The organism is Sphaerisporangium sp. NPDC005289 (genome assembly GCF_040607455.1).
In the GTDB taxonomy this organism is placed as follows: Bacteria; Actinomycetota; Actinomycetes; order Streptosporangiales; family Streptosporangiaceae; genus Sphaerisporangium; species Sphaerisporangium rhizosphaerae.
The window spans coordinates 72,163-91,930 of record NZ_JBEXGS010000026.1; the positions used below are offsets into that span (position 1 = coordinate 72,163).

The 19,768-nt window shown below is 73.0% G+C and carries 17 protein-coding genes and 1 riboswitch; of the genes, 11 read left to right on the forward strand and 6 right to left on the reverse strand.

Features of this window, described 5'->3' with window-relative positions:
• Positions 1-63 precede the first annotated feature (63 nt).
• On the reverse strand, positions 64-1,395 hold the full coding sequence (locus tag ABZT47_RS33375) for an ROK family transcriptional regulator (RefSeq protein WP_354851234.1): 1,332 nt from the start codon (positions 1,393-1,395) through the stop codon (positions 64-66).
• Between the two features lie 208 nt (positions 1,396-1,603).
• Here ABZT47_RS33375 and ABZT47_RS33380 point away from each other — a divergent pair, with 208 nt between their 5' ends.
• The 5 genes from ABZT47_RS33380 to ABZT47_RS33400 all read left to right on the forward strand — a co-directional run bounded on the left by ABZT47_RS33380 (position 1,604) and on the right by ABZT47_RS33400 (position 9,894).
• On the forward strand, positions 1,604-2,965 hold the full coding sequence (locus tag ABZT47_RS33380) for an extracellular solute-binding protein (RefSeq protein WP_354851237.1): 1,362 nt from the start codon (positions 1,604-1,606) through the stop codon (positions 2,963-2,965).
• A complete protein-coding gene (locus tag ABZT47_RS33385) occupies positions 2,962-3,891 on the forward strand; it encodes a sugar ABC transporter permease (RefSeq protein ID WP_354851240.1) in 930 nt (309 codons plus the stop codon). Before ABZT47_RS33380 ends, ABZT47_RS33385 begins: the two co-directional genes overlap by 4 nt.
• 124 nt (positions 3,892-4,015) lie before the next feature.
• Positions 4,016-4,837: a carbohydrate ABC transporter permease gene (locus ABZT47_RS33390; protein ID WP_354851243.1), complete on the forward strand. Its 822-nt coding sequence runs from the start codon at positions 4,016-4,018 to the stop codon at positions 4,835-4,837.
• 3 nt (positions 4,838-4,840) lie between these two features.
• Complete coding sequence (locus ABZT47_RS33395; RefSeq protein ID WP_354851246.1) at positions 4,841-9,094, forward strand: NEW3 domain-containing protein; 4,254 nt, start codon at positions 4,841-4,843, stop codon at positions 9,092-9,094.
• Positions 9,094-9,894 carry a peptidylprolyl isomerase gene (locus ABZT47_RS33400; protein WP_354851248.1) on the forward strand — a complete coding sequence of 267 codons (801 nt, stop codon included), beginning with the start codon at positions 9,094-9,096 and terminating at the stop codon, positions 9,892-9,894. Before ABZT47_RS33395 ends, ABZT47_RS33400 begins: the two co-directional genes overlap by 1 nt.
• A 71-nt stretch (positions 9,895-9,965) precedes the next feature.
• On the opposite strand, the gene ABZT47_RS33405 is transcribed toward ABZT47_RS33400, so the two are convergent.
• Complete coding sequence (locus tag ABZT47_RS33405) at positions 9,966-10,742, reverse strand: sulfotransferase family protein (protein WP_354851251.1); 777 nt, start codon at positions 10,740-10,742, stop codon at positions 9,966-9,968.
• A gap of 57 nt (positions 10,743-10,799) precedes the next feature.
• Here ABZT47_RS33405 and ABZT47_RS33410 point away from each other — a divergent pair, with 57 nt between their 5' ends.
• Positions 10,800-12,326 (forward strand): gamma-glutamyltransferase, encoded by a 1,527-nt coding sequence (locus tag ABZT47_RS33410; RefSeq protein WP_354851388.1) that lies wholly within the window; start codon positions 10,800-10,802, stop codon positions 12,324-12,326.
• 245 nt (positions 12,327-12,571) lie between these two features.
• Here ABZT47_RS33410 and ABZT47_RS33415 read toward each other — a convergent pair whose 3' ends face one another.
• Positions 12,572-13,291 carry an SDR family oxidoreductase gene (locus ABZT47_RS33415; RefSeq protein ID WP_354851254.1) on the reverse strand — a complete coding sequence of 240 codons (720 nt, stop codon included), beginning with the start codon at positions 13,289-13,291 and terminating at the stop codon, positions 12,572-12,574.
• A gap of 57 nt (positions 13,292-13,348) precedes the next feature.
• Here ABZT47_RS33415 and ABZT47_RS33420 point away from each other — a divergent pair, with 57 nt between their 5' ends.
• Both ABZT47_RS33420 and ABZT47_RS33425 read left to right on the forward strand, forming a co-directional pair.
• Positions 13,349-13,963 (forward strand): TetR/AcrR family transcriptional regulator, encoded by a 615-nt coding sequence (locus tag ABZT47_RS33420; RefSeq protein ID WP_354851257.1) that lies wholly within the window; start codon positions 13,349-13,351, stop codon positions 13,961-13,963.
• 149 nt (positions 13,964-14,112) lie between these two features.
• A riboswitch (guanidine-III (ykkC-III) riboswitch) is annotated at positions 14,113-14,178 on the forward strand.
• Positions 14,179-14,195: 17 nt separating this feature from the next.
• The gene (locus ABZT47_RS33425; RefSeq protein ID WP_354851260.1) at positions 14,196-14,510 is read left to right on the forward strand and encodes an SMR family transporter; all 315 of its coding nucleotides are present in this window, start codon (positions 14,196-14,198) and stop codon (positions 14,508-14,510) included.
• 46 nt (positions 14,511-14,556) lie between these two features.
• Here ABZT47_RS33425 and ABZT47_RS33430 read toward each other — a convergent pair whose 3' ends face one another.
• Complete coding sequence (locus ABZT47_RS33430; protein ID WP_354851263.1) at positions 14,557-15,108, reverse strand: TetR/AcrR family transcriptional regulator; 552 nt, start codon at positions 15,106-15,108, stop codon at positions 14,557-14,559.
• A 119-nt stretch (positions 15,109-15,227) separates the two neighbouring features.
• Between ABZT47_RS33430 and ABZT47_RS33435 the strand changes: the two genes are divergently transcribed.
• Positions 15,228-16,280: an aldo/keto reductase gene (locus tag ABZT47_RS33435; RefSeq protein WP_354851266.1), complete on the forward strand. Its 1,053-nt coding sequence runs from the start codon at positions 15,228-15,230 to the stop codon at positions 16,278-16,280.
• 143 nt (positions 16,281-16,423) lie between these two features.
• Here the strand turns inward: ABZT47_RS33435 and ABZT47_RS33440 are convergent, their stop codons facing one another.
• Complete coding sequence (locus ABZT47_RS33440; RefSeq protein ID WP_354851268.1) at positions 16,424-17,434, reverse strand: aldo/keto reductase; 1,011 nt, start codon at positions 17,432-17,434, stop codon at positions 16,424-16,426.
• Between the two features lie 96 nt (positions 17,435-17,530).
• Between ABZT47_RS33440 and ABZT47_RS33445 the strand changes: the two genes are divergently transcribed.
• Both ABZT47_RS33445 and ABZT47_RS33450 read left to right on the forward strand, forming a co-directional pair.
• Positions 17,531-18,226, forward strand: coding sequence for a TetR/AcrR family transcriptional regulator (locus tag ABZT47_RS33445; RefSeq protein ID WP_354851271.1), 696 nt, complete (start codon positions 17,531-17,533; stop codon positions 18,224-18,226).
• A 120-nt stretch (positions 18,227-18,346) separates the two neighbouring features.
• Complete coding sequence (locus tag ABZT47_RS33450) at positions 18,347-18,790, forward strand: low temperature requirement protein A (RefSeq protein ID WP_354851274.1); 444 nt, start codon at positions 18,347-18,349, stop codon at positions 18,788-18,790.
• Between the two features lie 54 nt (positions 18,791-18,844).
• On the opposite strand, the gene ABZT47_RS33455 is transcribed toward ABZT47_RS33450, so the two are convergent.
• Positions 18,845-19,684: a tetrahydrofolate dehydrogenase/cyclohydrolase catalytic domain-containing protein gene (locus tag ABZT47_RS33455; protein WP_354851277.1), complete on the reverse strand. Its 840-nt coding sequence runs from the start codon at positions 19,682-19,684 to the stop codon at positions 18,845-18,847.
• Positions 19,685-19,768: the final 84 nt, after the last annotated feature.

Genomic DNA, 19,768 nt, shown 5'->3' on the forward strand with positions numbered 1-19,768 from the left:
AAGGCGAAGGACGGCACCGCCGGCCCGGCGCGTCCGGCGCGGTGACGTCAAGCGATGAGTGTGTCACGGGGTCAGGAGCGCGCCCAGGCGGGGGGCGTAGGTGGCGTGGAAGACCAGGGAGGCGGCGCCGATCGCCGCGGCGTCGGCGGCGATGGGGGAGGTGACCACCTGTACCTGGTGCAGCCGCCGGGCCAGCGGCCGGGTGGCCACGGCGGCCGCGATGGCCTGGTGGTAGATGTGGCCGATGTCGTGCATGGCGGGCCCGCCGAGCACGAGCAGATCGATGTCCAGCACGTTGACCAGGCTCACCGCGGCGGCGGCGAGCCGCTCGCCCACCTCGCGGATGACGCCCAGCGCGAGCGCATCGCCCGCCGCGGCGGCCGCGCAGATGGCGGCGTGGTCGGGGGCAGGGAGGACCGGAGACCCTTCACGATCTGCGACGGCCGGGGCGTGCGCGTTCTCACGAGCTGGGGCGGAGGTGTTGCCAGGGGTCGGGCCAAGGCCGTTCTCAGGGGCGGCGTTCTCAGTGACCTCGGTGAGGATGCTCTGTTCGCCTTGGGCGAGGCGGGTGCTGACGGTGGCCTCGATGGCGCCGGGGCAGCATAAGGCCTCGATGCAGCCGCGGTTGCCGCAGTAGCAGTCGGGCCCGTCGGGCATCACCGTGATGTGGCCGAACTCGGCGGCGTTCAGCGAGCTGCCGCGGTAGATCTGGTTGTCCAGGAACAGGCCGCCGCCGATGCCGGTGCCGAGGTACAGGTAGGCGAAGCTCGGGGTCGAGCGGGCCGAGCCGGCCCACCGCTCGCCGATGGCGGCCGCCGCGGCGTCGTTGTCGAAGGTCACCGGGAACCCGGTGTGCTCTTCCAGCAGCCGCCTGATGGGCACGTGGTCCCAGCCGGTCAGACGGGGCGGGAAGTTCATCACGCCGTCGGCGTCCAGCGGGCCCGGGCAGGCCAGGCCGATGCCGAGCACCTTGTCGTCGGGCACCCCCGCGCGGCTCAGCATGTCGCGGGCCGTGCGGGCCATCTGACGGATCACCGTGTCGGGCGCGAGGCCGGGGGGCACGGCCTCGCGCCGCATGGTGACCGGCTGACCGGCCAGGTCGGCGAGGACGTAGGACAGCTCGCCGGGGTCGAAGTGGATGCCGACGGCGTACCCGGCGCCCGGGTCCACCCGCAGGATGGTGCGCGGCTTGCCGCCGCTGGAGGGCAGCGAGCCGTCCTCGACGACCAGCCCGTCCTCCAGCAGCCTGCGCACGATGACCGAGACGGTCTGCGCGGTCAGCCCGCTGCGCTCGGCGATCTGGACGCGGCTGATGCCGTCGGAGACCTGGATCGCCTCCAGGACGACGGCGCGGTTGTAGCTGCCCACCCTCGGCAGGTTGGTGCCCATCTGCATGCGCTGCTCCTGGCGTCCTGGATCTCTTCCGGGCAATATCGCACAGACCGTTGACTTAGTAAATCAAAAAGATTTAACTACTCGTCACCCAGGGAAACACGGCCGAAACACGTGTCGACCGGACGCTCCTGGCGCGGGGATCGGGGTCCCGCGCCCGCGACCTCATGGTCGGCCGCCAGGCCGGAGAAGGAGTCCGATGAGACGAGCGATGGTTGCCTCGACACTGGCGGTCGTGGTCGCCGCCACGGCCGGTGCGTGCGGCGGTGACAAGGCCGGCGGTCAGGGCGCGAACGGGGCCAAGGAGATCGAGGTCCTGTACAAGATGGAACCCACCTGGCCCTACATGGACAAGGTGCTCAAGCAGGCCAAGGCCGACTACGAGGCCGCGCACAAGGGCGTGACGATCAAGCTGACCGCGGTGCAGGGCAACAACGAGGTGTACTACACCAAGCTCGCCCTGCTGAACCGCTCGGCCGACTCCGCGCCCGACGTCTACCTGCACGACACCTTCCAGGTCAACGCCGACGTCGCCGCAGGGAAGCTGGCCCCGCTCGACGACTACCTGAAGTCGTGGCCCGACTGGAGCACCCAGTACTCCGAGGCGGTCCAGCAGGCCGCCAAGGGCCCCGACGGCAAGATCTACGGGGTGCCGATCAGCACCGACACCCGCGGCCTGTGGTACAGCAAGGACGTGTTCGCCAAGGCGGGCCTGCCGGTGCCGTGGGAGCCCAAGACCTGGGCGGACGTGCTGAGCGCGGCCCGCGCCATCAAGCAGAAGGCGCCGGAGGCGATCCCGTTCAGCATGTACTCGACCAAGCCGCACGGCGAGGCCGCCACGATGCAGGGCTTCGAGATGCTGCTCTACGGCACCCCCGGCGGCACCCTGTACGACGACACGCAGAAGAAGTGGGTGGCCACCGGCAAGGGCATCACCGACTCGCTCGGCTTCATCAACACGATCTACCGGGAGAACCTCGGCCCGAAGCAGGCCGACGCGTTCAGCACCAAGCTGTACGACAAGGTCACCATGGAGTGGTTCCCGAACGCCAAGCTCGGCATCGACCTGGACGGCGCGTGGGTGTCCTCGGCGTGGAAGCCGACCGGCAGCAAGCCGTGGCCGCAGTGGACCGAGAAGATCGGCTGGACGCCCATGCCGACGCAGAACGGCGAGGCCCCCGGCGCGGTGAGCATGTCCGGCGGCTGGGTCATGGCGATGAGCTCCTACGCCAAGGACAAGAAGGACGCCTTCGACTTCATCAGCGTGGTGACCGACAAGAAGAACACGCTGACCTACTCGGTGGGCTCCGGTGACCTCGCCCCCCGCAAGGACGTCGCCGCCGACCCCTCCTACACGGCCGGCAACCCCGCGGTGAAGTTCTGGACCGACCTCGCCTCCGTCACCCACTACCGCCCGGCGTACGAGGTGTACCCGAAGGTGTCGGCCGAGGTTCAGAAGGCCATGGAGGCCATGACCACCGGCTCCAAGACCCCCGAGGCCGCGGCCAAGGAGTACGCCGACGCCCTGCCCGCCGTCGTCGGCGGACCCGACAAGGTGCTCGCCGGCTCATGACCGCCGCCACCGTGACCTCGTCACGGCCGCCCGGCTCCCTCGAACGGAGGGAGCCGGACCGGCCGGCCGGCGGGAACCTTCGCCGGCTGCTCCCGCTGCTGCCCGCGCTGCTGCTGCTGGTGGTCTTCATGGCCGGGCCCATCCTGTGGAGCGTCTACATCGCCTTCACCAACGAGACGCTGACCGGCGCCGCGTCGGTGAACTCGCGGTTCGTCGGCTTCGCCAACTTCGTGAAGATGTTCGGCGACGAGGACTTCCGCAACTCCTTCCTGCTCACCTTCATCTTCGTGATCGGCTCGGCCGTCGTCGGGCAGAACACCCTCGGCCTGATCATCGCGCTGCTCCAGCGGGGGCGCGGCCGGGCCGTGCGCAGCGTGGTGAACGGCGTGGTGATCGCGGCCTGGGTGGTGCCCGAGGTGGTCGCCGCGGCGTGCTGGTACTCCTTCCTGTCGGAGGAGGGCACGCTGAACGAGCTGCTCGGCGTCCTCGGGCTCTCGCAGGACTGGCTGTTCACGGCGCCGATGATCGCGATCATCCTGGCCAACATCTGGCGGGGCACGGCGTTCTCGATGCTGGTGTACTCCGCGGCGCTGTCGGACGTCCCCGCCGACCTGCTGGAGGCCGCCGCGGTGGACGGGGCGAGCAACTGGAGCAGGCTGGTGCACATCACCCTGCCACTGATCCGCCGCTCGATCATGTCCAACCTCATGCTCATCACGCTGCAGACGCTGGCGAGCTTCGGCCTGATCTACGCCCTCACGGGCGGCGGACCGGGGACGGCCAGCCAGACGACGCCGCTGTACATGTACGAGCAGGCCTTCCGCTACTTCGAGATCGGGTACGGCAGCGCGATGGCCCTGGTCATGCTCGTCATCGGCGCGGTGTTCTCCCTGGTGTATCTGCGCCTGATCAAGGCGGACGCGTGATGGCGCCCCGCGTGTTCGATCAGGACCCTAGGGTGATCGTCGGCAGCGCCCGCGAGCGGGACCGCCGGATGCCGGCCGCCCGCGCGTTGCCCGGCGCCGGCACGCGAGCCGGGGAGGCGCGCCCATGACCCGCGTGGCCGCCCGCACCGCGGCGCTGCTGTCGCTCCTGGTGATCACCCTCGCCTTCGTCGGCCCGTTCCTGTGGGTGCTGCTCGCCTCGGTGCAGCCGGAGGCGAACCTCACCGCCGAGCCGAGCCTTTCGTTCTCGCTGCGGAACTTCTCCGAGGTGCTGACCTGGGAGACCATCTACCTGCCGGTGCTCAACTCGATCGTCATCTCCGGCGCCACCGCGCTGCTGACCGTGCTGGTCTCGGGCCTGGCGGCCTATCCGCTCTCGCGGTACAAGCTGCGCTTCAAGCGGCACTTCATGCTGACGCTGCTGTTCACCACCGGCCTGCCGGTCACGGCGATCATGGTCCCGGTGTACAGCATGTTCTTCCGGTTCAACCTGTACGGGTCGGTGCCGGCCATGGTGCTGTTCCTGACGGCCAGCGCGCTGCCGTTCGCCATCTGGATGATGAAGAACTTCATGGACAGCGTGCCGATCAGCCTGGAGGAGGCCGCCTGGGTCGACGGGGCCGGGTGGGTGCAGTCGCTCGCCCGCGTCGTCGGGCCGCTCATGGCGCCCGGCGTCGCGGTCGTGGCGATCTTCGTGTTCGTCGGCCAGTGGGGGAACTTCTTCGTTCCCTTCGTCCTGCTGGACACCCCGGAGAAGCAGCCGGCGGCCGTGACGATCTACACCTTCTTCTCGCAGTACGGCCAGGTCGCCTACGGGCAGCTCGCCGCGTTCTCGATCATCTACACCGCTCCGGCCGTCGTCCTCTACGTCGCCGTGAACAAGTATCTCGCCGGTTCGTTCAGCTTCGCCGGATCAGTGAAGGGTTGACCCTTGCGTATCACCAGCGTCGAATCCACCGAGCTCTTCGTCGAGGCCGGGCAGGTCGTCCGCGTCCACGTCGACGGACCACCGGGTGAGATCGAGGTCCGCGTCACCGGGCCCGGCGTCGCCGGCGGCGCCCGCACGGCGGGCCGTCCGGCCGAGGTGGCGGTGTCCGCGGACGCCGCGCCCGGCACGCGGGTGCCCATCGAGGTCACGGTCTCCGGCGCCGCCGGCGACGGCGCGGATGTCGCGGACGGTGACGACCTCGCCGGGGACGGGCCCGGCGGGGGCGCCGTCGCGACGGGCGAGTTGGTGGTGGCCGAGTCCGGCTGGACGGTGTGGATGGTGCCGCACTTCCACTATGACCCGGTCTGGTGGAACACCCAGGCCGCCTACACCACCTCCTGGGACCAGGCGGGCCCGGTCTCCCAGGAGTTCCGGTGGGACGGGCAGAAGGCCGGGTTCGACCTGATGCGCGAGTACCTGGACACCGCGCGCCGCGACCCGGACTTCAAGTTCGTGCTGGCCGAGGTCGACTACCTCAAGCCCTACTGGGACGCCCACCCCGAGGACCGCGGGCACCTGCGCCGGCTGCTCGCCGAGGGCCGCGTCGAGCTGATGGGCGGGACCTACAACGAGCCCAACACCAACCTCACCTCGGCCGAGTCGACGATCCGCAACATCGTCTACGGCGTGGGCTTCCAGCGCGACGTCGTCGGAGGTGACCCGGCCACGGCCTGGCAGCTCGACGTGTTCGGCCACGACCCGCAGTTCCCCGGCCTGATCGCCGAGGCCGGGCTCACCTCCAGCTCCTGGGCGCGCGGGCCGTACCACCAGTGGGGGCCGATGCTCACCGGCCGCGACCGCGAGCGCGACGGCTGGGGCGACCCGGACACCATGCAGTTTCCCGCCGAGTTCGAGTGGCTGTCGCCGTCCGGCAAGGGCGTCCTCACCCATTACATGCCCGCGCACTACAGCGCCGGCTGGTGGATGGACTCGGCCGCCGACCTGGCCGCCGCCGAGGAGGCGGTGTACGAGCTGTTCGTCCGGCTGAGGAAGGTCGCGGCCACGCGGAACCTGCTGCTGCCCATCGGCAGCGACTACACCCCGCCCAACAAGTGGGTGACCGCGATCCACCGCGACTGGAACGCCCGATATGTCTCGCCGAAGTTCGTCGTCGGGCTGCCCAAGGAGTTCTTCGCCGCCGTCCGCGACTCGCTGACCGAGGTCTCGCCGCAGACCCGGGACATGAACCCGGTCTACACCGGCAAGGACGTCTCCTTCATCGACACCAAGCAGGCCCAGCGCGCGGCCGAGTCGCTGGTCGGCGACGCCGAGAAGTTCGCCACGCTCGCCGCCGCGACCACCGGGGCCCGCTACCCGCACGCCGCCCTGGACAAGGCGTGGCGGCAGCTCGTCTACGGCGCCCACCACGACGCGATCACCGGCTCGGAGTCCGACCAGGTGTACCTGGACCTGCTCACCGGCTGGCGCGAGGCCCACGACCTGGGCCGCGACGTGCTCGCCGCCTCGCTCGGCGAGCTGACCGCCCGCGTGGACACCCGCGGCGAGGGCACGGCCGTGGTCGTGTGGAACCCCTCGTCCTGGCCGCGCACCGACCTGGTCCGCGTACGGCTCGCGCTGCCCGCGCCGGGCGCGCACGGCGTCCGCGTCACCGACCCCGAGACCGGTGAGCTGCCGGTCCTGCTGGAGAACCCCGAGCGGCACGAGGACGGCAGCCTGCTGGCCGTCGACGTCGTCGTGCTCGCCCGCGACGTGCCCTCACTCGGCTGTCGTACCCTGCGGGCAGAGCCGGTCGCCGAGGCGGCCCCGGCCGGCTGGGCCGCCCGCGAGGGCGCCGCCATCGCCAACGGCTTCCACCTGGTCGAGGTGGACCCGGCGCGCGGCGGCTGCGTGTCGCGGTTCTACGACGTCGCCCGCGACCGCGAGCTGCTCCAGCCCGGCAGGGTCGGCAACGAGCTGGTCGTCCACGACGAGTACTCCGCGCATCCCGAGTTCCACGAGGGCCCCTGGCACCTGGTGCCCAAGGGCACCGCCACCGCCTCGGCCGGAAGTCCGGCGACGTCGGTCCTCGTCGAGACGTGCGCCCTGGCCGAGCGCGTCACCGTCACCGGCCGCGTCGGCCCGGCCGCCTACACCCAGGTGATCACCCTGTGGCACGGCCTGGACCGCGTCGACTGCGTCACCCACCTGGACGAGTGGGAGGGCGCCGACCAGCTCGTCCGGCTGCGCTGGCCCGCCCGCGTGCCCGGCGCGCTGCCGGTCAGCGAGGTCGGCGACGCCGTGGTCGGCCGCGGCTTCGGCCTCATCGACGTCGACTCCGGCGAGCACCCCTGGACGCTGGACAACCCCGCGGGCGGCTGGTTCGCGCTGTCCTCCACCGCCCGGGTCGCGCTGCGCGGCGAGGACGGCGCCATGGTCGGCGAGCGGGCCATCGGCATCGCCGAGATCATCGGCGGTGAGCCGCGCGAGGTGGCCGTGGCGCTGGTCCGCAAGGGCGTCACCGCCACCTGCTCCCGTGCCACCGGCCCCCGCTACGGCGACCTCGGCGTCGACTCCAACCTTCCCGACGTCCGCGTCGCGCTCGGCACGCCGGAGGAGAACCCGTTCGTCGCGCGGGTTCTGGAGGCCGCCGCCCCCGGGTACGCCGAGTTGCTGCGCCGGCGGCTGGCCGCCGGCGGGCGGGCGCGTGTCTGGGTCCCCGCGGCCGAGCCGCTGGAGAAGGTCTGGGTGCCGAGCGCCGACCTCACCGGCCCGCGCGCGCTCCCGGTGCTCATCGTCGCCGGCGACGGCGCGGCCGAGGAGCTCGCCGCCGACCTGGACGACGCGGTCATCGAGGTCACCCAGCCCGCCGAGCTGACCGTCCTCACCGAGCCGGCGCTGGACGACTACACCATCGGCGTGGTCAACCGCGGCATCCCCGGCTTCGCCGTCGACGCGAGCGGCGCGCTGCACCTGTCGCTGCTGCGCTCGTGCACCGGCTGGCCGTCCGGGGTGTGGATCGACCCGCCGCGGCGCACCGCCCCCGACGGGACGAACTTCCAGCTCCAGCACTGGACGCACTCCTTCGAGTACTCGCTGGTCACCGGGGCGGGCGACTGGCGCAGGGCAGGGCTGGTCGGCCGGGGCCACGACGTCAACCATCCGCTGGCCGCCCTCTCCGCACCCGCGCACGACGGCGAACTGCCCGCGACGACGTCGCTGCTGTCGGTCGAGCCGGCCGGCAAGGTCGTGCTCGCGGCCCTGAAGGCGGCCGGCAACCCGCTGGCCTCCGGACGCCCGGCGGGCGGGCGGCCCGAGGGCGTCACCCTGCGCCTGTACGAGGCGGAGGGCGACCACGTCACCGCGCGCGTGACCACCGCCCTGCCCCTGGCGGACGTCCACCGCGCCGACCTGCTCGAACGTCTTTCGGCCGAGCTGGACCCGGCCGCCTTCCCCCTGGAGCCGATGGAGATCGCCACCCTCACCGCCCCGCTCGCCGCGGGAGACGCCGCCGGGGAGGCCGCCGGGGGGCCGGGCGTCGCGCTCGGGCCGGAGGCGGAGCCCTACCAGCCCGTCTACACCCGCTACTGGCTCGACAACACCGGCCCCGCGCCGGTCGGCAACGTGCCCGTGGCGGTCCACCTCGCCGCGGCCGGGGCGGCGGTCGCGGGGCCGGTCGAGCTGGAGGTGTCGGTCGCCTCCGGGCTGACCGAGGGCGAGGCGTCCGGCGTCGTCACCCTCGTCGCCCCCGAAGGGTGGGCCTGCGAGCCGGCCGAGCGGCCGTACGCGCTGCCGCCCGGCGGGCACGCCGTCTTCACCGTGCGGGTGACGCCTCCGGGCGACGCCGAGCCTGGCGAGTACTGGCTGCGCGCCCGCGTCGCCCACGGCGGGCAGGAGTACCAGGACGTGGCCCGGCTGCGCGTCGGCGAGGCCGAGGACGCCGCGCTCGAGGTGACGCTGGAGACGCCGGTCGTGCGGCTGGTCCCCGGCGGCGCCGGCGCGGCCGAGGTGGTCGTGCGCTCCGCGGCCCGGACGGAGGTGTCGGCGCGGGCCCAGCTCATCAGCCCCTGGCACACCTTCGAGCTGGTCCCCGAGTGGAACACCGGAGTGGTCGTCCCCGCCCGCGGCGAGGCGCGGGTCCGCTTCGACCTCCAGGCCCCGCCCGGCGCGCGCCCCGGCCACTGGTGGGCGGTCGTCAAGATCGCCTGCGCCGGCCGGCTCCACTACACCGAGGCCGTGCGCGTCGAGGTCGAGGCGTAGTGGGCGGCGCCGTCACGGCCCGCGCGGCGACGGTCGCCGCGCGGGTGGGGGAGCGGGTCGTCCCGGTCGCGCACGTCGACGCGCGCGAGGCCGAACTGCGCGCGGGGCCGCTGGCCTCGCGCCTGCCGCGCCCGCACAGCGCCGAGGGACGCAACCTGCGCCGCTGGCTGGTCCAGATGCTGGTCACCGAGGCGCTGATCGAGCAGGAGGCCGCCGCGCTCGGCGTCGCCGAGGCCGGCGACGACCCGGGGACCCGGCCCGCGCCCGCGCCCGCGCTGACGCTGTCGGCCGCGCTGCGCACCGGGGGCGTGGTCGCGGCCGTGACGGTCGCGATGCCGCTCGCGCGGGCGCTGCGCGACGCGGTCACCGCCGGGGTACGGGCGCCGGAGGAGGAGGTCCGCGGCTACTACGAGCGCAACCTCGACCGCTTCACCGTCCCCGAGACGCGCCACGTCAGCCGGGTGGAGGGCGGGCGCGTGTCGCCGTTCGGCCCGGTGCGGCGCGGCGAGCTGGCGGGGCCGCTGGAGCTCGCGATCTTCTCCGCGCGGGAGGGCGAGACCGTCGGCCCGGTCGACGGCCCCGGCGGGCCGTGGACGCTGCGGGTGGACCGCGTCGAGCCGGGCGGGCGGCGGCCGTACGGGGCGGTCAGGCAGGCCGTCGCGGCCGAGCTGACCGCGGTCGCGGCCGAGCGGTTCTTCGCCGAATGGCTGGAGCGCCGTTACGCGGAGAAGGTCCGCCTGCACCCCGGCTACGAGCACCCCGCCGACCCCCGCCACCCCGACGCCACCCACCACCACTGACGGTGAGCGGTCAGGGCGGTGAGCGGTCAGGGCGGGGTCGGTCAGGGCGGGGTCGGTCAGGGCGGGGTCGGTCAGGACGGTGGGTCGGTCAGGACGGTGGCGCGGAAGTCCTCGCGGGCGTTCGAACGCGGGAACGGCCGATCGGGCACCGGGACGCCGAGGAACGCGCACAGCGGCTCCCAGCCCTGCTCCACGCGGAAGTCCAGCAGCCGTCCGGCGGGCACCGTGCGCCGAACGTCCTCGTTGTGCCGCTCGTAACACCCGATGACGTGGTCGCGGTCGTCGATGCGCCCCTCGAAGGAGCGGCCGATCAGGCCGGCCTCCCGGAAGTCGGCGAGCTGGTCGGCCGCCTCGAACGCGCGGAACCGCTCGGCCGTCTCGGGGAAGGCCCCGTTGATGGCCGCGAACACGGTGGTGCGCATCGACTCGTACCAGTCGCCGGCGTCCCTGGTGGTGAGGATCACCTTGGCCCGCGGGTACGCCTCGGCCAGCTCGCGCCAGAACGTCACGCCCGGCCAGTCGGCGGTGGCCGCGTACCCCTCCAGCGGCACGCGCCAGGCCCCGGGCCGGCCGTGCGCCGCCGCGGCCCAGTGACGCAGGTGCTCAGGGTGGGCGAACACCTCGGTGAAGTGGTAGCACGGCCCGAAGCCGAGCGCGCACAGCGCCGTTCTCAGCGTCATTGTGCCCGTCCGGCCGAATCCGGCGCCGATGACTCGCAACATGGAAACCCCCCGATCACGACAGCAGAGCCCGGAGCCTTCCGGCAAGCCGAGCGCGCCGGTCATAGCGTGTCTTGGAGGGATAGCGAATGATGTGACCGTTTCTTGGGGGACGGCGGGCTGGATCATGGATTCGAGGGGTCGTACAGTTCCGGCATGATGTCTACCCGCTTTGCGGTGTCTGGGATGGTATGCACCATCGATCACCTGGCGTCCGGGGCGGGGCTGGCCGCGCTCGACCGGGGCGGCTCGGCGGCGGACGCCGCGATCGCGGCCAACGCCGTGCTCGCCGTCACGGCCCCGCACGCCTGCGGGCTCGGCGGCGACCTGTTCGCCCTCGTCCACGACGGCGACGGCGCGCCCGAGGCGCTGAACGCCTCCGGCCGCGCCGGGTCGGGCGCCGACCCCGTGCGGCTGCGCGCCGAGGGGCTTGACCGGATGCCGTTCCAGCACGACATCCGGTCGGTCCCGGTGCCCGGCTGCGCCGACGGCTGGCTCGCCCTGCACGCCCGCTACGGGCGGCTGCCGTTCGCCGACCTGCTCGCTCCCGCCGTCCGGTACGCCGAGGAGGGCTTCCCCGCATCGCCGGCGCTCGCCCCGGCGGCGGGCGTGCTGCCGGGCGTCGGCGGCCCGCTGGAGCCGGGCGACCTGGTCCGGCGGACCGGCGTCGCCCGGGCGCTGCGGGCGCTGGCCGACGGCGGGCGGGACGGCTTCTACCTCGGCGAGTTCGGCCGGGGTCTGCTCGCCCTCGGCCGCGACGGCGCGGTGGGCGGGTCGGCCGCGGGGGAGTACAGCGAGGAGGATCTGGCCCGGGTGAACGCCGGCTGGGTGGAGCCGCTGCGCGCCCGGGCCTACGGGCACGACGTGTGGACCGTCCCGCCGAACTCCCAGGGCTATCTGGTGCTGCTGGCGCTGGCCATCGCCGACGGGCTCGACCTGCCCGCCGACCCGGCCGACCCCCTGTGGGCCCACCTGCTCGCCGAGGCGGCCAGGGCCGCCGGGCACGACCGTCCCGACGTGCTGTTCGAGGGCGCGCCGATGGAGGAGGTGCTGGCCTCGGCGGACGCGCGGCGCGCGGGCATCGACTCCGGCCGCCGGGCGCGGCTGCGCGACCTGGTCGCGCCGGGCGACACCACCTATCTGTGCGCCGTGGACGCCGACGGCATGGGCGTCTCGCTCATCCAGTCGAACGCGGCGGGCTTCGGCAGCATGCTCTTCGAGCCGGCGACCGGGATCAACCTGCACAACCGGGGCCTCGGCTTCTCCCTGGTCCCCGGCCACCCGGCCGAGTACGGTCCCGGGCGCCGCCCGCCGCACACCCTCGCCCCCGTCCTGGTCACCCGGCCGGACGGCTCGCTGCGCACCGTCGCGGGGACGATGGGAGGCGACTCCCAGCCGCAGATCCTGCTGCAGGTGCTCACCCGCCTGCTGGCCGCCGGGCAGGCGCCCGGAGAGGCCGTCGCCGCCCCTCGGTGGCGGCTCGGGCCCGGCCTCACCGGCTTCGACGCCTGGAGCGCGCCGGACGAGGCGTCCCTGGACGTCGAGGAAGGCGGGCCCTGGTCGCGGGGGCTGCGCGAGCGCGGTCACGAGGTGCGGCCGCTGCCCTACGGCGGGTCCTTCGGGCACGCGCACCTGATCGACGTGCGCCCGGACGGTGTGCTCGCCGGCGCCGCCGACCCTCGCGCCCTCATCTCCAGCGTCGCCGCCCGCTGAAGCGTCCGAGAATTTCTCGGCCGGCGGGGAATGACCGATGGCGGATCGCGGTTACATCAATCGTGACCGGTGTGTCCGGTGTCCCCGGGCCTCACCTATTGCCTTCGCGGATTACCGTTCGGCTGGAGCCGCGTTGAGCCTTTCGCCGAGAGGCGACCCGCACACCGGTTCGCATTCATGAGAAGACCCCGCCGGGCGACCGGCGGGGTCTTCTTCGTCTCGCCGGTCCTCCCGAAGGCCCCGGGTCAGCCCAGCGACACCAGGCGGGCGCCGCCGTCGGCCTCGATCACGGTGCCGGTGATGTTGCGGTTGGTGGCCGCCAGCACGACGGCCTCGGCGACGTCGTCGGCCGTGGCGATCCGTCCGGTCGGCAGCGCCCGCGCAGACTGCGCGAAGTAGGCCTCCCGCGCGTCGTCGGGCAGGGCGCTCCACCAGGGGGTGTCGACCAGTCCGGGCGAGACCGCGTTGACCCGGATCGGCGCCAGCTCCACGGCCAGCGGCTTGACCAGGGCCTCGACGGCTCCGTTGACGGCGGCGAGGCCCGCGGTGCCCGGGATGGCGGCGCGGGCCGAGATCGCGCCGATCAGGGTGATCGACCCGGTGGGCGCCAGGCGGGGCAGGACGGCCTGCACCGTGGTGAGGTGCCCGAAGAGCTTGGCGTCGAAGGCCCGGCGCAGCGCCGGCAGGTCCAGCTCGGCGATCGGCCCGGCCCCCTCGCCGCCGCTGAGGCTCACGACCAGCCAGTCGATGGCGCCGATGGCCTCGGCCACGGCGCCGATCTCGCCCGCGTCGCCGCCGTCGGCGCGGTGGCGGACCAGCTCGGGATCGCTCGCCGCGACCGCGTCCAGCCTCGCCTTGTCGCGCCCGGCGACGTGCACCCTGGCGCCCATGGCGCGCAGCCGCCGGGCGGTGGCCAGGCCGATGCCCGACGTGCCGCCGACGACCAGCGCGGTGTGCTCGCTCATGATGACCCCTTATTTCGAACCGTTGCGTCTCGTTATTTACGCTAACATCGGTTCACGATGAACGACAATCCCGGTCCCGACCACGCCGCAGGCCGCGCCAGGCCGGGTCGCAAGCGCAGCGAGGACAGCCGGCGCGCGATCCTGGCGGCCGCGTTCCAGATCTTCACCGAGGCCGGGTACGCCGGCCTGACCGTCGAGGGCATCGCCGCGCGGGCCGGCTGCGGCAAGCAGACGATCTACCGCTGGTGGAAGACCAAGGCCGACGTGCTGTTCGACGCCCTCGCCCAGAAAAGCGAACTGCACATCCCGCTCACCGACACCGGCACCTACGAGGGCGACCTGCGGGCCTTTCTCACCGCGACCTTCGCCCTGGGCGACACGCCGCAGGTCAGGGACATGCTGTGCGCTCTGATGGCCGAGGCGCAGATCGACCCGGAGTTCGGCGAGCGGTTCCGCACCGCGTTCCTCCAGCGCCGCCGCGACGCGCTCGGCGTCGTGCTCGGCCGCGCCCGCGCCCGCGGCGAGCCCGGCCCGGTGCCGGGGCTGTCGACGAGCACGATCACGGACATCGTCTTCGGGACGCTCTGGTACCGCGTCCTGGCCACCCGCGAGCCGCTCGACCAGGCGCTCGTCGAGGAACTGCTCGCCGTACTCGCGCCTTCACGCGACTGAGAGACGCACCGACTGAGAGACGCACGTCGAGGCGTGCGGCGCGGGGGGATGCCGGCCTCGGATCGATGCGGGTCGGGACTCGTCCGGTGGTGGTGACCGGTGTCCGCGCCGCGTTTGGCCTGGCCGGTGGTGCTGGGTAGCGTGGGAGGCCGATGCCGCACCAGCGGCGTCCCGGACGAGGGCGTGTCGTACCCGGCCTGCGAAGACGACCGTGTCGAAGGGCTCGGTCATCATGTCGTGGTTGGTGCTGGTCGTCTCGGGTGTTCTGGAAGCGGTGTGGGCCGTGGCGCTCGGCAGGTCCGCCGGCTTCACCCGTCCGCTCCCCTCGTCGGTCTTCGCCGTCGCCCTGGTGCTCAGCATGATCGGCTTGGGCTACGCGCTGCGCACCGTTCCTGTCGGCACCGGCTACGCGATCTGGGTGGGCATCGGCGCCGCGGGCACGGCGATCTTCGGGATGCTCTTCCTCGGTGAGCCGGCGAACGGGATGCGGGTGCTGTCCTTGCTGCTCGTGCTCGCCGGGGTCGTCGGTCTCAAGCTCTTCCACTGACGAGCCGGGGTGTGCGCCCGATGATCTCCACCGGCACCGCGAACGCTCAGGGCCGGAAGCCGTCGATCGCCAGTTCGAGGAGGCGGCCGGCCCGGGCGGCCCCATCCGGGGTGTCGGGGGTGCGCCACAGGCAGCTCAGGAGCAGGAGAACGTCGTCGGGATCGAGGCCCGGGCGGACCTCGCCGGCGCGTTCGCACGCGTCGAGCAGGCGCCCGATGGCGGCGGCGACGGGGGCGTGCGTCTCGCCGATGGCCTTCTGCGCGGCATCGCTGTGCAGCGCGTCGCCGAGGCCGTGCTTGACGCGGACGTAGGTGGTCAGGGTGGTGAACCAGTGCCGCAACGCGTCCAGCGGCGCGCGGGTCGCCAGGATCTCCGGCACGGACCGGATGAGGCGGTCCACGTCGTGCTGGTAGACCGCGAGGATCAGCGCCTCACGGGTCGGGAAGTGCCGGTAGAGCGTGCCCGGGCCGATGCCCGCCCGCTTGGCGATCGAGTTGAGCGAGGCGTCGGGGGACTCGGTGAGCGCGTCGTGGGCGACCTGGAGGATCACCTCCCGGTTCTTCAACGCGTCGGAGCGCTGTGGCGCGGCGTCGGGCATGGGTTCTCCTGGCGTGCGGGGGCCGGCGGATTGCAATACGGAGAGTTCTCCGTTAACGTCGCCGGAGTCAGGCGGAGAGTTCTCCGTTTGCTCTCGTTCCCTATTGTAGGAGCTCCCCCGTGCGTTACATCAAGCTCGGCCGCACCGGCCTGGACGTCTCCCCGGTCGCCATCGGCGCCATGACCTACGGCGAGCCCGGCCGCGGTCACCCCGTCTGGTCGCTCGACGAGGAGGCCGCCCGCCCTCTGATCCGGCACGCGCTGGAGGCGGGCGTCAACTTCTTCGACACCGCCAACATGTACTCCTACGGCTCGAGCGAGGAGATCCTCGGCCGCGCCCTGAAGGACTACGCCGACCGCGACGACGTCGTCATCACCACCAAGGTCCGCCACGTCATGCGCCCCGGCCGCCCTAACGGCGGCGGCCTGTCCCGCAAGGCGATCATGACCGAGATCGAGAACAGCCTGCGCCGCCTGGGCACCGATCACGTCGACGTCTACATGATCCACCGCCTCGACGGCGAAACACCCCTGGAAGAGACCCTGGAGGCCCTGCACGACGTCGTGAAGGCCGGCAAGGCGCGCTACCTCGGCGCCTCCTCCATGCACGCCTGGCAGTTCGCCAAGGCCCTCCACCTCCAGGAGCGCCACGGCTGGGCCCGGTTCGTCACCATGCAGAACCACTACAACCTCCTCGCCCGGGAGGAGGAACGGGAAATGCTCCCGCTGTGCGCCGACGAGGGGGTGGCCACCATGGTGTGGAGCCCCCTGGCCCGCGGTCGGCTCGCGCGCCCCGCCGACCAGGCGCACACCACCGACCGCGCCGCCACCGACGGCTCCTACGCCGACATGCTCTACACCGAGGCAAACGCCGACAGCGACCGGCGGATCCTCGACGAGGTCGGCGTCATCGCCGACGCCCGCGGCGTCACCCGTGCCCAGGTCGCCCTCGCCTGGCTGCGCCGCAACCCCGTCGTCGCGGCCCCCGTCGTCGGCGCCCGTACCATCGGGCAGATCGACGACGCCGTCGCCTCCCTCGACCTCGACCTCACCGACGAGGAGGCCCGCCGTCTGGAATCCCCCTACACCCCCCGCTCCGACTTCCAGGGCGTCTCCGACGCGCGCGAACTCGAACGCATCAAGGCCCGCACCCCTGGCTTCGCCAACCTCTGAAGTACGCCGAGGCCCGTGAAACGGGGCGCTTCTGACGGTTCGAAGGTGGCGGAGCCGGAGCGTGGCGGGACGCGGCCGATGGTGTTGCCGCGGCGTGGCGGCTCTCAGGCGGAAGCCCGGGGCGGTCGTCTCCGAGAGGACGATCAGGACCCGTTGCCCGGGGCCTCGCTGTCGAGGTGGCTCATCTGGGCCGTGGCGTACCGGTCGCCGGCGGCGGCTCCGGCGGGGACGGCCCGCTCGATGTCCGCGAGATCCTGCGGGGTCAGCGCCAGGTCGGCGGCGGCCAGCGACTCCGCCAGCCGGTCGCGGCGGCGGGCGCCGACGAGCGGGATGATGTCCTCGCCCTGGGCGGCGACCCAGGCCAGGGCGAGCTGCGCGACGCTGGCCCCCTTGGCCTCGGCGACGCGGCGCAGCGCCTCCACCAGGTCGAGGTTGCGCTGGAGGTTCTCCTGCTGGAAGCGCGGGCTCATGCCGCGGAAGTCGCCCGCGCCGAGCGCCCGGCCGGGGCTCCAGTGCCCGCTCAGCAGCCCCCTGGACAGCACGCCGTAGGCGGTGACGCCGATGCCGAGCTCGCGCGCGGCCGGCAGGATGTCCCGTTCGATGCCCCGCGACAGCAGGGAGTACTCGATCTGCAGGTCGGAGATCGGGTGTACGGCATGGGCGCGCCGCAGGGTCTCGGCGCCCACCTCCGACAGGCCGATGTGCCGCACATGACCCGCCTTCACCATCTCGGCGATGGCTCCGACCGTCTCCTCGACGGGGACGTCCGGGTCCAGCCGGGCGGGACGGTAGACGTCGACGTGGTCGGTGCCGAGGCGGCGCAGGGTGTAGGCCAGGAAGTTCTTCACGGCCTGCGGGCGGGCGTCGTTGCCGCTCCAGCCGCCGTCGGGGTCGCGCAGGGCGCCGAACTTGACGCTGATGACGACCTGCTCGCGGGCCCGCCCCTTGAGCGCGTCGCGGAGCAGCATCTCGTTGTGCCCCATGCCGTAGAAGTCGCCGGTGTCCATCAGGGTGATGCCGGCGTCGAGCGCGGCGTGGATGGTGGCGATCGACTCGGCCTCGTCGGCCGGCCCGTACAGGTCGGACATGCCCATCAGTCCGAGGCCCAGCTCGGAGACGGCCGGTCCGGTGGTGCCGAGAGTGCGCGTACGCATTGCGGTGTCCAATCGTCCGCTTCTTTCCGTTGCTAACGGAGCAAAGGTATCACTGCTAACTTAGCGGCGCTACCGGTGGTCTGTTAACTTTGTTCTATGTCCGTCGAGACGCCGAGCACCCGAGAGCGCATCCTGCGCGCCGCCGCCGACCTGCTGACCCAAGGGGGCAGGGAGGCGGTCTCCACCCGCGCGGTCGGCGCCGCCGCCGGCGTCCAGGCGCCCACGCTGTACCGCCTGTTCGGCGACAAGGACGGACTGCTGGCGGCCGTCGCCTCCTACGGCTTCGAGGAGTACCTGTCGGCCAAGCGGGCCCAGGGACGCTCCGGCGACCCCGTCGCCGACCTGCGCCGTGGCTGGGACCTGCATGTGGACTTCGGGCTCTCCCGGCCCGCCTTCTACGTGCTGATGTACGGCGACGCGCGGCCGGGGGCCGGCTCCCCGGCCGCGCGCGAGTCCGAGAGGATCCTCGCCGGGCTGATCGGGCGCATCGCCGCCGCCGGGCGGCTGCGGCTCCCGGTGGACCGGGCGGCGCGGATGGTCCACGCGGCCAGCGTCGGCGTAACGCTCGCCCTGATCGCCACCGACCCCGGCGCGCGCGACCCCGAGCTGTCCACCCTCACCAGGGAGGCCGTCCTGGGCGCGATCACCACCGACCCGCCGGGCGACGGCGGCGGGGCCGGAGTCGCAAGCCGGGCCGTGGCGCTGCAGGCGGCCCTCGCCCCGGACGACCCCCGGCTCACTCCCGGCGAGCGGACCCTGCTCGCCGAATGGCTCGACCGCCTGTCACGCTGACCCGGCCCGCCGTCACCGCGCGCTGGTCAGCCGATGAAAGCCGATGAAAGAAGTGAGATGTCCGAGGACACGAGTATCAAGGCGCGACTGAAGGGGGATCTCCGTCATCGGTTGCGTCCGATGTCCGGTCGAGATCCACGGGAGCGCGGGCGTGCCTCGACTCCGTTGGAACCGTTGTACGACCTGACGTACGTCATCGCGTTCGCCGCGGCGGCCGAGCAGCTCGCCCACCACGTGGCCGACGGCCACATCGGTCCGTCGATCGGCGCCTACCTGTTCGCGATCTTCTCGGTGAGCTGGGCCTGGATGAACTTCACGTGGTTCGCCTCCGCGTACGGCAACGACGACGCGCTGTTCAGGGTCGCGGCCATCGTGCAGATGGTCGGGGTCGTCATCCTGATCTTCGGGCTGCCGCCCAGCTTCTCGGCCACAAGCGAGCGCGACAGGGGACGGCCAGAGGGTCGGTTGACCCGCGGAGCCGGTGGTGGCTCCTGCCGAAGGCGCACCGCCCGCTCGTGCCGGCTCCGCGGAGCTTCCCCGCTGCCCTCTCCGATCTCGGCGTGAGGCGGCGACCCGGCCCTCCGCTGCCGCGGAGGGCCGTCCGGAGTGACCCGTCCGCTAACGCGCCGATCCGTCCGAGGCGCGCTCGGCGGCGGTGACGGCGTTGCGGAAGAGCATCGCGACGGTGGTGGGGCCCACGCCGCCCACCCGGGGCGTGATCGCGCCCGCGACGCGCTCGCAGGATTCGTCCACGTCGGGCAGCAGTCGGCGCCCGGCGTACCGGACGCCGCCGCCGATCACCACCGAACCCGGCCTGACGTGCTCGGGGGTGATGATGCCCGGCACGCCTGCCGCCGCGATCAGGATGTCGGCGCGCAGGGTGTAGCGCGGCCAGTCGGGCACCCCGGTGTGCACGACGGTGACGGCGGCGTTCGCGGTCGGGCGCTTCTGGGCGAGCAGCATGGCGAGGGGCCGGCCGAGGGTGGCGCCGCGGCCGAGGATGACGACCTCCTTGCCGGCGACCGGGACGTCGTAGTGGGCCAGCAGCGCCTCGATGCCGGCGGGAGTGCAGGGAAGCGGCCCCGGAATGCCGAGCGCCAGACGCCCCATGTTGAGCGGGTGCATGCCGTCGACGTCCTTGTCGGGGTCCATCGACTGCAGGGCGCGGTCGTAGTCGAGGTGCCCCGGCACGGGGTGCTGCACCAGGAGCCCGTGGACGGCCGGGTCGGCGCTGAAGGCGGCGATGGCGGCGTGCAGGTCGGCCTGGGTCGCGGTGGCCGGCAGGTGCTCGTGCGGCGAGGTGAAGCCGAGTTCGGCGGCCTGCCGCTGCTTGATGCGGATGTACCCGGCGCTGGCGTCGTCGTCGCCGACCAGGATCGTGGCCAGCGCCGGGGTCACGCCCCGGTCTCTCAGCGCGGACACCCGCCCGGCGACGTCGGCGAGGATCGCCTCCGCCACCGGTCCGCCCGCGAGGATGCGCGCTGACCCCTCCGGCGACGCGGAAACTCCGGCGGAGCCGGCGGGCACGGAGGACGCCGACGC